Origin of the sequence: Streptomyces sp. NPDC053542 (genome assembly GCF_044544685.1) — a bacterium.
Taxonomy (GTDB): Bacteria; Actinomycetota; Actinomycetes; order Streptomycetales; family Streptomycetaceae; genus Streptomyces.
Genome location: NZ_JBITXL010000003.1, coordinates 687269 through 699271, shown reverse-complemented (window position 1 = coordinate 699271; position 12003 = coordinate 687269). Strand labels below are relative to the sequence as shown.

The 12003-nt window shown below is 71.8% G+C and carries 10 protein-coding genes; 6 read left to right on the top strand and 4 right to left on the bottom strand.

Annotation, left to right across the window (positions count from 1 at the left end; all coding sequences use genetic code 11):
- Positions 1-2: 2 nt before the first annotated feature.
- Entirely contained in the window at positions 3-770 is a 768-nt protein-coding gene (locus ACIGXO_RS10990) for a PIG-L deacetylase family protein (protein ID WP_399783433.1), read from the bottom strand.
- A 350-nt stretch (positions 771-1120) separates the two neighbouring features.
- On the opposite strand from ACIGXO_RS10990, the gene ACIGXO_RS10985 reads away from it, so the two are divergent.
- From ACIGXO_RS10985 to ACIGXO_RS10960, 6 genes are all read left to right on the top strand, one after another.
- The gene (locus ACIGXO_RS10985) at positions 1121-1873 is read left to right on the top strand and encodes a GntR family transcriptional regulator (RefSeq protein WP_399783429.1); all 753 of its coding nucleotides are present in this window, start codon (positions 1121-1123) and stop codon (positions 1871-1873) included.
- A gap of 280 nt (positions 1874-2153) precedes the next feature.
- Positions 2154-3845, top strand: a complete 1692-nt coding sequence (locus ACIGXO_RS10980; protein ID WP_399783425.1) for an APC family permease — start codon at positions 2154-2156, stop codon at positions 3843-3845.
- A gap of 267 nt (positions 3846-4112) precedes the next feature.
- Positions 4113-4292: an SPOR domain-containing protein gene (locus ACIGXO_RS10975; RefSeq protein ID WP_399783423.1), complete on the top strand. Its 180-nt coding sequence runs from the start codon at positions 4113-4115 to the stop codon at positions 4290-4292.
- A gap of 98 nt (positions 4293-4390) precedes the next feature.
- A complete protein-coding gene (locus ACIGXO_RS10970) occupies positions 4391-4801 on the top strand; it encodes a (deoxy)nucleoside triphosphate pyrophosphohydrolase (RefSeq protein WP_399783420.1) in 411 nt (136 codons plus the stop codon).
- A gap of 206 nt (positions 4802-5007) precedes the next feature.
- Positions 5008-5397, top strand: a complete 390-nt coding sequence (locus tag ACIGXO_RS10965; RefSeq protein ID WP_399783876.1) for an ATP-binding protein — start codon at positions 5008-5010, stop codon at positions 5395-5397.
- A 291-nt stretch (positions 5398-5688) separates the two neighbouring features.
- Complete coding sequence (locus tag ACIGXO_RS10960) at positions 5689-8412, top strand: SpoIIE family protein phosphatase (protein WP_399783417.1); 2724 nt, start codon at positions 5689-5691, stop codon at positions 8410-8412.
- On the opposite strand, the gene ACIGXO_RS10955 is transcribed toward ACIGXO_RS10960, so the two are convergent.
- The 3 genes from ACIGXO_RS10955 to ACIGXO_RS10945 are packed head-to-tail and all read right to left on the bottom strand — an operon-like array spanning position 8409 to position 11983.
- Positions 8409-9185 (bottom strand): succinate dehydrogenase/fumarate reductase iron-sulfur subunit, encoded by a 777-nt coding sequence (locus ACIGXO_RS10955; protein WP_399783414.1) that lies wholly within the window; start codon positions 9183-9185, stop codon positions 8409-8411. The two genes, ACIGXO_RS10960 and ACIGXO_RS10955, sit on opposite strands and share 4 nt — an antisense overlap.
- Complete coding sequence (locus ACIGXO_RS10950; RefSeq protein WP_399783412.1) at positions 9182-11128, bottom strand: fumarate reductase/succinate dehydrogenase flavoprotein subunit; 1947 nt, start codon at positions 11126-11128, stop codon at positions 9182-9184. Before ACIGXO_RS10950 ends, ACIGXO_RS10955 begins: the two co-directional genes overlap by 4 nt.
- Before the next feature lie 27 nt (positions 11129-11155).
- The gene (locus tag ACIGXO_RS10945) at positions 11156-11983 is read right to left on the bottom strand and encodes a hypothetical protein (protein WP_399783409.1); all 828 of its coding nucleotides are present in this window, start codon (positions 11981-11983) and stop codon (positions 11156-11158) included.
- Positions 11984-12003 lie beyond the last annotated feature (20 nt).

Sequence of the window (12003 nt, the reverse complement as noted above, 5' to 3'; positions counted from 1 at the left end):
GTTCAGCGCGGGAACACCTCGAAGGTGACCGCCGGGAGGCCGCGGTGGCGTTCGCCCGCCATCTGGAGCATCTGCTCGATGAAGCCGCGGGCGTAGGCCAGCGGGTCCTGGGCGCCGCCGTTCAGCCCCTCGATGTACGAGCGGTGCTCGGCGAGCGAGGCGATGGCGCGCTCGATGCCGGGGCCGACCTCGACGGCGTGCGTGGGGTGCGGCGATCCGGCGACCGCCACCCGGCGCACGCCGTTCCAGGGCGCGAGCCCGTACTCCTTGAGCAGCTCGGGGAAGATCCAGCGGTTGCCCGCGTCGCCCGCCGCGTCCAGGACGGCCCGCCCGACCACCCGGTGGTCGGGCGAGTTCCAGTGCACGCCGCCCCAGGTGTCGTGGTGGTTGAGCGTGATCAGCAGCTCCGGGCGGTGCCGCCGGACCGCGGCCGCCAGGTCGCGGCGGAGCGGCAGCCCGGCCTCGATGACGCCGTCCGGATGGCCCAGGAACTCCACGTTCTGCACGCCGACCGCCGCGGCGCTCGCCCGCTGCTCGGCCTCGCGGACCACCGCGCACTCCTCGGGGACGACCCCGTCGATGCCCGCCTCTCCATGGGTGACCAGGAGATACGTGACCTCCCGGCCGGCGTCGGTCCACTCGGCGACCGCGGCGGCGGCGCCGTATTCGAGGTCGTCGGGGTGGGCGACGATCGCCAGCGCGCGCTGCCAGTCGTCGGGCAGCGGGGTGAGGCCGGCGGGGCCGGGGGCCGTGGGGTCGGGTGCGGGCACGAGGGGCTCCTTCCCGGGGCGGCGCAACGCCTGCGCGTCCCTGCGCGGCGCACCCGCCGGACGGCGTACGCCTGCTTCGAGCATGCCACGGTGCGGTGACCGTGGATGGCCGGAAACGGGCCGGTCGGAAACGGCTGATCCTCGCCGGTCGCGGGGGCGTGCGGGCGGTTCCGGGGGCCCCCGAATGGCACCGGCGCGGAGCCGTGGCGCGCGCCGGGCGCGCGTGTACGCCCGTTGCTGTGCCTGCTGAGCTGCATGTCATCACATCGGGTGAATAAGTGGCCCAGGCTTGCGGGTGACAACGGTGGGTTGCCACGCTGTTGCTGACTGTCAAGCCCTTGGGAGGGCATGTGCCTTTCGGTGAGCAGCCCGCGTACCTCCGTGTCGCCGGTGACCTGCGTCAGAAGATCGTCGACGGCGTGCTGCCGCCGCACACCCGCCTCCCCTCGCAAGCCCGCATCCGCGAGGAGTACGGAGTTTCGGACACGGTCGCGCTGGAGGCGCGCAAGGTCCTGATGGCCGAAGGGCTGGTGGAGGGCCGCTCGGGATCGGGGACGTATGTCCGTGAGCGCCCCGCCCAGCGCCGTATCGCCCGCGCCGGATTCCGTACCGGCGCCGGCGCGACGCCGTTCCGCCAGGAGCAGTCGGACGAGAAGGTCAAGGGGACCTGGGAGTCCAGCAGCGAGCAGGACGAGGCGAGCGAGGCGATCGCGGACCGGCTGCGCATCCGGCCCGGCGAGCGGGTCATGCGCACGCACTATCTCTTCCGCACCGACGGCGAGCCGGTGATGCTCTCCACCTCCTGGGAGCCGCTGGAGGTGACGGGCCGGACGCCCGTGATGCTGCCCGAGGAGGGGCCGCTGGCCGGGCGCGGCGTGGTCGAGCGGATGGCGGCCATCGATGTGATCGTTGACAACGTCGTCGAGGAGGTCGGGGCCCGCCCGGGGCTGGCCGAGGAGGCGATGGTGCTGGGCGGGGTGCCCGGCCATTCCGTACTGGTCATCTCGCGGACGTACTACGCGGGCGGCCGCCCCGTGGAGACCGCCGATGTGGTCATGCTCGCCGACCGGCACCGGATCGCGTACCACCTCCCGGTGAAGTGAGACCGGTGCGGTGAGACCGTTCCCAGTAGCGAAGTGCCTTGTGCCGACTGCGTACTGACGTCGGCACACCACCGTCCGTACTGGTGCGTAACCACCACGTCGACACCCCATAACGCCCGACAATGTCCGCATTTGTCGCCCACTTTGCGATGTTGAAAAACTCACACCGCCCAAGTGAACAGGGGCATTTGACCGAACCTTGGATTCCGATCTTCCGTTTCGCTCTTACGATGGCGAAGTTTGTGCACGGCCGTGGGGGAAGATCAGGAGACCAAGCACGTTGAGCACGCCGAAGACCTCGAGCGCGGAGCAGGGCTCCCACTCGAACTACCGCCGGTCCCTCGGGACCATCGCCCTGACGGCCACAGGACTCGGGTCGATCATCGGCTCGGGCTGGCTGTTCGGAGCCGAGCGCGCCGCCGCCATCGCCGGTCCTGCCGCCATCCTGGCCTGGGTCATCGGCGCCGTCGTCGCCCTCACCATCGCGCTCACCTACAGCGAACTGGGCGCGATGTTCCCCAAGGCCGGCGGCATGGTCCGGTACGGCCAGTACTCGCACGGCTCGCTGGCCGGCTACCTCGCCGCCTGGGCCAACTGGATCGCGATCGTCTCCGTGATCCCCGGTGAGGCCACCGCGTCCGTCCAGTACATGAGCTCGTGGGACTTCGGCTGGGCGCAGGGCCTGTACGACGGCAAGGAGCTCACCGGCTCCGGCGTCGCGTGCGCCAGCGTGCTGCTGATCTTCTACTTCTTCCTGAACTGGTTCGCGATCACGCTGTTCGCGAAGACCAACACCGCGATCACGGTCTTCAAGGTCGTCGTACCGATCATGACCGCGGGCGCGCTGATGCTGGCGCACTTCGACACCAGCAACGTCAAGCAGTTCGGCGGCTTCGCCCCGAACGGCTGGAGCGCGGTCTTCACCGCCGTCGCCCTCTCCGGCATCGTCTGGGCCTACAACGGCTTCCAGTCCCCGCTGAACATGGCGGCCGAGGCGCGCAACCCGGGCAAGTCGCTGCCCAAGGCCGTCATCCTCTCGATCGTGATCGCGCTGGTCATCTACCTCGCGCTGCAGGTCGCCTTCCTCATGGGCGTCCCGCACGGTGACCTCACCAAGGCCGGCAGCTGGGCCGGGCTCGGCTTCAACTCCCCGCTGGCCGACCTCTCGCTCGCCTGGGGCCTGAACTGGCTGGCGATGCTGCTGTACGCGGACGCCTTCATCTCCCCGTCCGGCACCGGCATGATCTACGCCGCCACCACCTCGCGCATGATCCACGGCGTGCAGGAGAACGGCCACCTGCCCGGCATCTTCGGCCGCGTCGACAAGAAGACCGGCGTGCCGCGCCCGGCCCTGGTCCTCAACCTGATCATCGCCTTCCTCTTCCTCGCGGTCTTCCGCGGCTGGGGCTCGCTCGCCGAGATCGTCTCCATCGCGACGGTCATCTCCTACATCACCGGCCCGGTCGCCGTGATGTCGCTGCGCCGCCTCTCGCCGGACCTCAAGCGCCCGGTGCAGCTGCGTGCGATGCCCGTCATCGCCCCCATCGCCATGGTCTTCGGCTCGCTGGTCCTGTACTGGGGCCGCTGGCCGCTCACCGGCAAGGTCATCCTGATCATGGCCGTCGGCCTGCCCGTCTGGGCCTGGTACGAGCTGCGCAAGCCCTGGGCCGAGCTGAAGCCGCACCTGAAGGCCGGCGCCTGGATGGTCGCGTACCTGCTGGTCATGGCCGCGGTGTCGTACTGCGGCGGTACGGAGTTCGGCGGCCGCGGCTTCATCCCGCAGGGCGTGGACCTCGCCGTCGTCGTCGTGCTCGCGCTGGCCTTCTACTACTGGGGCGTGCGCAGCTCGTGGCGCAACCCCTCGCTCGTCGTGGCGGAGGCCGAGGCACGCGCCGCCGCCGAGCGGGACGAGGTCACCGACGGTGGTGACGAGGGCCGGGACCCGGCCGAGAAGGTCGAAGCCCGCGTCTGACCCGCCCCCGCACACGTCCGGCCGCCCGGCACCGTCTCGGTGCCGGGCGGCCGTCGTTCCGGGGCCCGGCTGCCGGCCCGTCAGCGGTACGAGTGACGGGGAGATACGGACGTGGACGGTGACATGGCCGGTTCGGTGCCTCTTTGTGCAAAGACGTATCCGTTGCGTGAAGGTCGGGCGTAGGCTCGGGCATATGCGGAATGGGTTTTCGGTGTTAGTGCAGGACGGGCGCGCCCCGGCGCGCCGGACGGCGGACGGAGGAGCGCGATGACCGACAGTGGCGCTGTACTGCCGTGGCTGGTCATCCGCGAGGACGACAACGGCAACCGCTACCGCGTCGGCCGGTACGCCACCCGTCAGGAGGCGGAGCAGGTCGCCGACCGGCTCGACGACCGCCAGCACCATCGGCCGTACGTGGTCGAGCGCGTCGACCGCGCCACGGCCTGACGGTCGCGGGCGGCGGGACCGGCGGGCCCGGCGCGTGAAGGGGCGAGGCGCGCGGGGCCGAGGCGGGGCACGAGCGGCGGCCGCATAGGCTGCCGCGCATGAGTACGGTGCGCGTGGTGGTGGGCGGAGCGGTGCTGGACCGGGGACGGTTGCTGGCCGCGCGGCGCAGCGCGCCGCCGGAGCTGGCCGGGCGCTGGGAGCTGCCCGGCGGCAAGGTCGAGGACGGCGAGACGCCCGAGCAGGCGCTCGTACGGGAGCTGCGCGAGGAACTGGGGGTCGAGGCCGAGCCGGTGGCGCGCATCCCCGGGGAGTGGCCGCTGAAACCCGGACTGGTGCTCCAGGTGTGGACCGTACGGCTGGTCTCCGGGACGCCGCGGCCGCTGCAGGACCACGATGTGCTGCGCTGGCTGCCGCCGGGCGAAGAGGGCGCGGTGGACTGGCTGGACCAGGACCGGCCCGCCGTCGCCGCGGCGATGACCCGGCTGGTGAGGCAGGGGGCGCTCGACTGACGGGCTACGCCGTTCGCGCCACGATGCACCCGGTTGACCCTCTTGGGGCGATAACCGAACCCTGATATCGGGTATGTGCTGATTAACCCCCCTCAAAATGTACAAAACCGCCGGGGGAGCACCGGGCTGGGGAAGTGATCGGCGTGAGCGACAGCGCAGCGGCAGGGCCTCCGGGGTCTCCTGCGTCGCAGGCCCGCCGGCTGGGCATGGCCGCGATCCCGCCGATCGCCGAGTGGAGCTTCCCCGCCGAGCCGGGCGTGGTCCGTACGGCCCGCGCCATGGTCCGCGAGACGCTGCGCGACTGGGACATGGAGCCGGCGGTGGACGTGGCCGTCCTCCTGGTCAGCGAGCTGGTGACCAACTCCCTGCGGTACGCCAGCGGGCCGATCGGCGTACGGATCGTCCGGCTGCGCGGCGGCGACCTCCTCGTGGAGGTGTCCGATCCGCTCCCCGATCCGCCCCGCGAGCGCACGGCCGCGCCCGATGATGAAGGCGGCCGCGGACTGCAGCTGGTGGCATGCAGTGCCCGTCGCTGGGGCACCCGACGGGGCAGGAGCGGCAAGACGGTGTGGTTCGAGCTGGCCGAAACCGGCTGACACCCGTCGGGCGGGCGCGCCCCTTGTGGCCGTCGCGCAGAAATCACTGCTTCGTGCCTGGTGGGGAGGTTGGAGCGGACCGCGGCTGGTTATGAGTCTGGGTGACGTCGCGATCGTTGCAAATTCATCGAGACCTCGTCGATGACCTGCGATCGAGACTGTGCTGTGATCGTGAAGACCGTGTTCCGGATAGCCGTGTTGCTGGATACTCGGCCTGTCCGGTCCGGGCACGATGAGCTGGAGGGGACGGGGCTCGTGAGCGAGATGTCAGCGGGTGAGGAACACCCTGCGATGAGGGATGGGTCGGGCCGGATGGACGTACCGGACGGCCCGCCCGTCTGGCAGAGCAGCGCGCCCGGATCGATCTACGACTACATCCGCGTCGCTTCCTTCGCCCTCGGCCCCGACGGCCGCATCGAGCAGTGGAGCCGCCGCGCCGCCGACATGCTCGGCATCCCCGCCAAGGACGCCATCGGCCAGGACCCGGTGGAGGCGTTCGTCCCGCGCGAGCTGCGCGAGGCCGGGCACCGCACGGTCAGCGAGATCCTCGACGGCCGCGAGTGGACCGGCCTGGTGCCCTACCGCACGGGCCCGGAGGCCCCCGTCGACGGCCTCGCCGAGATCTATGTCATGCCGTCCGAGACCGGCACGGGCGAGCGGGCCGCGGTCTGTCTCGTCGTGGACGTACGGGCGCTGCGCGGCATCGAGACCGATCTCGCCGCCGCGCAGGCGGTTTTCGGACAGTCCCCGATCGGTTTCATGCTTTTCGGTACGGACCTGCGGCTGCGCCGGGTCAACGAGCGCTTCGCCACCGTCTTCGGCGGCCCGCCGAGCAGGTTCAGCGGCGCGGCACCCGACGAGTACCTCCCCCGGCCCGAGGCCGAGCGGCTCAACGCCGCGCTGCGCCGGGTCCTGGAGACCGGCGACCCGGTCGCCGAGATGCAGATCGTGGGCACCCCGCACGGCACGACCGAGCGCCGCCGCTGGTCGGTGTCGCTGTACCGGCTGCACAGTGCCAGCGGCCGTCCCATCGGCGTCGCGGCGCTCGCCCAGGACGTCACGGGCCGCCGCCGCGCCGAGCGGGAGGCCGCCAACGCCCGCCGCAATCTGGCCCTGCTGAACGAAGCGGGGGCGCGCATAGGCAATTCGCTGGACCTGGAGACCACCGCGCGCACGCTCCTCGACGTCGCCGTGCCGCAGTTCTGCGACCTGGCCTCGGTGGACCTGTACCAAGGGCTGCTGGCCGGGGACGAGGCGCCGCCCGGCATGACCGACGGCAGCGCCGAGCTGCGCCGGGTCGCCTTCGCCAGCGCCGTGTCCGACGGGCCGCTCCCGGAGGGCGGCAGCGGCGGCGGCGCCCCGGGCGGCGGTGCGGCCGAGGACGACGGCATGCCGGTCGCGGTCGGCGCCGTGCACCGCTTCCCCTTCAACTCCCCTTGCGCGGGCGCGCTCCGCACGGCCGAGGCGCAGATCATCCCGGGGCGGCAGACGGACGACGAGCGGCCCGAGCTCGGCGGCGCCGTGATCCACTCCACGCTCGCCGTCCCCATGGTCGCCCGCGACACCGTCGTCGGCCTGGTGCAGTTCTCCCGTACGAAGGGCAGCGAGTCCTTCGGTGAGCGGGACACCGCGCTCGCCGTGGAGCTCGCGGCGCGCGCCGCCGTCTGCATCGACAACGCCCGGCTGTACCGCCGCGAGCACGAGCGCGCGCTGATCCTCCAGCGCAGCCTGCTGCCGCCCGGCGACCCCGAGGCGGCGGGCCTGGACATCGCCTGCCGCTATCTGCCCGGCACGACCGCGACGGAGGTCGGCGGCGACTGGTTCGACGTCATCGAGCTGCCCGGCCACCGCACGGCGCTGGTCGTCGGCGACGTGATGGGCCGCGGCCTGCGCGCCGCCGTCGCCATGGGCGAACTGCGCACGGCGGTACGGACGTTGGCGCTGCTGGACCTGGAGCCGGCCGAGGTGCTCTCGGCGCTCGACGAGATCGCGCGCGGGCTGGGTGCCACGGGTAGCGAGAGGCGTTCGGGCCTGCGGGGGCGCGGAGCGGCGGGGGGCGCCGGTGCGCAACCGGACGCCGGCACGGAGGCGGGCGCGTACGGAAGTACGGCAGCGGGCACGGGCGCGGACACCGACGCGGAGGCGGGAGTGCACGCGGGCTCGCGGCGCACCGACCGCGCCGCCGACCTCTCCGAGGTCTACCTCGCCACCTGCGTGTACGCCGTCTACGACCCGGTCACCCGGCGATGTACGTTCGCCAACGCCGGCCATCTGCCGCCGGTCCTGGTCGAGGAGGGCGAGGACGCCCTGCTCCTCGACGTCCCGCCCGGCATGCCGCTGGGCGTCGGCGGCGAGCCCTTCGAGGAGATCGAGGTCGAGCTGCCGGACGGCGCGCTGCTCGCGCTGTACACCGACGGCCTGGTCGAGTCCCGCGACCACCCGCTCGACGAGGGCCTGCAGGCGTTCCGCGCGGCCCTGTCGGAGGCGGGCCGCCCGCTGGAGGACGCCTGCGACCACGTGCTGTCCGCGCTGGACACCCGGCACGGCGAGGACGACATCGCCCTGCTGATGGCCCGGGTGCACGGCCTCCCGAAGGACGCGGTCGGCGACTGGAACCTCGCCCCCGAGGCCCGCTCGGTCGCCCGCGCCCGCGAACTGGCCCGCGACCAGCTCACCGACTGGGGTCTGGAAGCCCTCGTCGACACCACGGAGCTGCTGGTCAGTGAGCTGGTCACCAACGCCCTGCGGCACGGCCACGGTGACATCAGGCTCCGCCTGCTGCTGGACCGCACGCTGGTCTGCGAGGTCTGGGACGCGGACCTCGCGCAGCCGCGGCGGCGGCGCGCGCGGGACACCGACGAGGGCGGCCGCGGCCTCCAGCTCGTCGGCCTCCTCAGCAGGGGCTGGGGCAGCCGCCGTACGCCGCGGGGCAAGACCGTCTGGTTCGAACTGGACCTGCCCGACGGCGACACGGAGCCGGTGGACCCGGCGGACGCGCTGCTGGACCTGTTCTAGGGCGCGTTCCGCCGCCGGCGGATCGTCTTCCCCAGCCAGATCAGTGGGTCGTACTTGCGGTCCGCCGCCCGTTCCTTCAGCGGGATCAGGGCGTTGTCCGTGATGCGGATGTGTTCGGGGCAGACCTCGGTGCAGCACTTGGTGATGTTGCAGTAGCCCAGGCCGTGGTCGTCCTGGGCGGTGCTCTTGCGGTCCAGGCCCACCTCGGACGCGGCGTCCAGCGGGTGCATGTCCAGCTCGGCGACGCGCATCAGGAAGCGGGGGCCCGCGAACGCCTCCTTGTTCTCCTCGTGGTCGCGGACGACATGGCAGGTGTCCTGGCAGAGGAAGCACTCGATGCACTTCCGGAACTCCTGCGAGCGCCCCACGTCCTCCTGCTGCATCCGGTACTCGCCGGGCTTGAGGTCGGCGGGCGGGACGAAGGACGGCACCTCGCGGGCCTTCGCGTAGTTGAAGGACACGTCCGTGACCAGGTCGCGGACGACCGGGAAGGCCCGCATCGGGGTGACGGTGACGGTCTCCGCGCGGTCGAAGACGGACATCCGCGTCATGCACATCAGCCGGGGCCGGCCGTTGATCTCCGCGCTGCACGAGCCGCACTTGCCCGCCTTGCAGTTCCAGCGCACGGCCAGGTCCGGCGCCTGGGTGGCCTGCAGCCGGTGGATGATGTCCAGCACCACCTCGCCCTCGTTCACCTCGACGGTGAAGTCGCCGAGGCTGCCGCCCGCGGCGTCCCCCCGCCACACCCTGAAGTGCGCGTCGTACGAACTCACGAGCTCAGCTCCTCGTCCGTCAGGTACTTCGCCAGTTCGTCCCGCTCGAACAGCTCCAGCAGGTCGGCGCGGATCGCCGGCATCTCCCGCCGCTCCAGCCGGATGTGGGCGAGCGCCGGGTCCTCGGGGAGCCCGGGGCGGCCGTCGTTCGTGGCCAGCCGGCACAGCAGGTTGACGCGGCGCCAGCGGCGGTCCATCTCCGGGTGGTCGTCGCGGGTGTGGCCGCCGCGGCTCTCCTGCCGCTCCAGCGCGGCCCGCGCCACGCACTCGCTGACCAGCAGCATGTTCCGCAGATCGATGGAGAGGTGCCAGCCGGGGTTGTACTGCCGGTGGCCCTCCACCCCGGCCCGCCGCGCCCGCACCCGCAGGTCCGCCAGCCTGTCCAGCGCCTGCTCCATCTCCGGCTGCCGCCGGATGATGCCCACCAGGTCGTTCATCGCCTGCTGGAGCTCCTGGTGGAGGGTGTACGGGTTCTCCGCCGGGCCCCCGGTGTGCAGCGGGTCCGCGCCCTCCGCGCTGAACGGCCGCAGCGCCTCCGCCTCCGCCGCCTCGATCTCCCGCGGGTCCACGGCGGGCCGCTCGCCGCTCACCAGCGCGGCGGCGTACTCCGCCGCGTACAGCCCGGCCCGCCGCCCGAAGACCAGCAGGTCGGAGAGGGAGTTGCCGCCGAGCCGGTTGGAGCCGTGCATACCGCCGGCCACCTCGCCCGCGGCGAACAGCCCGGGCACGCCGGCCGCGGCCGCGGTGTCCGGGTCGACGTCCACGCCGCCCATGACGTAGTGGCAGGTCGGCCCGACCTCCATCGCCTCGGCCGTGATGTCCACGTCCGCCAGCTCCTTGAACTGGTGGTGCATGGAGGGCAGCCGGCGGCGGATCACCTCGGCGGGCATCCGCGTGGAGACGTCCAGGAAGACGCCGCCGTGCGGGGAGCCGCGGCCCGCCTTGACCTCGGCGTTGATGGCCCGCGCGACCTCGTCGCGGGGCAGCAGTTCGGGCGGCCGGCGGTTGTTGTCCGGGTCCTCGTACCAGCGGTCGCCCTCGTCCTCGGACTGCGCGTACTTCTCCTTGAAGACGTCCGGGACGTAGTCGAACATGAAGCGCTTGCCGTCGCTGTTGCGCAGCACCCCGCCGTCGCCGCGCACCGACTCGGTGACGAGGATGCCCTTCACCGACGGCGGCCAGACCATGCCGGTCGGGTGGAACTGCACGAACTCCATGTTTACGAGCGGGGCTCCGGCGAGCAGGGCGAGCGCGTGGCCGTCGCCGGTGTACTCCCAGGAATTCGACGTCACCTTGAAGGACTTGCCGATGCCGCCGGTGGCCAGCACCACGGCGGGCGCCTCCAGGACGAAGAAGCGGCCGGACTCGCGCTCGTAACAGAACGCTCCCGCGACCCGGCCGTCCTCCTTCAGTACGCGGGTGACGGTGCACTCCTGGAACACCTTCAGCCGCGCCTCGTAGGAGCCGAACTCCCGCTCGTCCTCCTGCTGCAGCGAGACGATCTTCTGCTGGAGGGTGCGGATCAGCTCCAGGCCCGTACGGTCGCCGACGTGCGCGAGGCGGGGGTACTCGTGCCCGCCGAAGTTGCGCTGCGAGATCCGCCCGTCCGGTGTCCGGTCGAAGAGCGCGCCCCAGGTCTCCAGCTCCCAGACCCGGTCCGGGGCCTCGCGCGCGTGCAGCTCCGCCATCCGCCAGTGGTTGAGGAACTTGCCGCCGCGCATGGTGTCGCGGAAGTGGACCTTCCAGTTGTCGCCCTCGTTGACGTTGCCCATGCTGGCGGCGATGCCGCCCTCGGCCATGACCGTATGGGCCTTGCCGAAGAGCGACTTGCAGATCACCGCCGTCCGCATGCCCTGCTCGCGGGCCTCGATGGCGGCCCGCAGCCCGGCGCCGCCCGCGCCCACCACGACCACGTCCCAGCCCTGCCGTTCGACTTGCGTCATGAAAATGCGCACCCTTCCTGGAAAGGTCTAGAAGAACCGCGGGTCGACGATGGCCCCGACGGACAGCAGGTAGACGTAGAAGTCGGCGGCGGCCACGCTGATCAGCGAGGCCCAGGCGAGCACCGCGTGCCGGGCGTTGAGCTTGCCGACCCAGCCCCACAGCCGGTACCGCACCGGATGCTTGGAGAAGTGCTTCAGGCGGCCGCCGACGATGTGCCGGCAGGAGTGGCAGGAGAGGGTGTACGCCCAGATCAGCACGATGTTGACGAGGAAGACCAGGCTGCCCAGGCCCATATGGCCCCAGGCGTAGCTCTCGTCGCGGAAGGCGAGGACGGTGTCGTACGTCAGCACGCCCGCGACCAGCAGCGCGGCGTAGAAGAAGTACCGGTGGACGTTCTGCAGGATCAGAGGGAAGCGGGTCTCGCCGCTGTAGCTCTTGTGCGGCTCGGCGACCGCGCAGGCCGGGGGCGAGGCCCAGAAGCCGCGGTAGTACGCCTTGCGGTAGTAGTAGCAGGTCAGCCGGAAGCCCAGCGGGAAGATCAGGATCAGCAGCGCGGGGGAGAGGCCCCACCAGCTGCCGAAGATCTCCCAGTTGGGGCCCGCGCGCATGGTCTCGCAGTTCTCCGCGAGGCAGGGGGAGTAGAACGGCGAGACGTACGGCGCGTGGTAGTAGTCCGCGTTCGCGAACGCCCGCCACGTCGAGTACACGACGAACGCGAGCAGTCCGGCCGCGGTGCTCGCCGGGTACAGCCACCAGCGCTCGGTGCGCAGGTGACGGGCGGGGATGGCGGCGCGAGCGGGGCCGTGCACCCCGCTCGCGCCGGTTTTCGATGTGGGTTCGGTGCCTGTGGCCAACGTTTTCTCCGTGAGCGGGG

What these genes read in the sequence shown, in the direction of transcription:
- ACIGXO_RS10960 (WP_399783417.1), top strand. Translation starts at nt 5,689, where the DNA reads ATGAGGGATGGGTCGGGCCGGATGGACGTACCGGACGGCCCGCCCGTC.
- ACIGXO_RS10950 (WP_399783412.1), bottom strand. Translation starts at nt 11,128, where the DNA reads ATGACGCAAGTCGAACGGCAGGGCTGGGACGTGGTCGTGGTGGGCGCG.
- ACIGXO_RS10965 (WP_399783876.1), top strand. Translation starts at nt 5,008, where the DNA reads ATGGCCGCGATCCCGCCGATCGCCGAGTGGAGCTTCCCCGCCGAGCCG.
- ACIGXO_RS10975 (WP_399783423.1), top strand. Translation starts at nt 4,113, where the DNA reads ATGACCGACAGTGGCGCTGTACTGCCGTGGCTGGTCATCCGCGAGGAC.
- ACIGXO_RS10970 (WP_399783420.1), top strand. Translation starts at nt 4,391, where the DNA reads ATGAGTACGGTGCGCGTGGTGGTGGGCGGAGCGGTGCTGGACCGGGGA.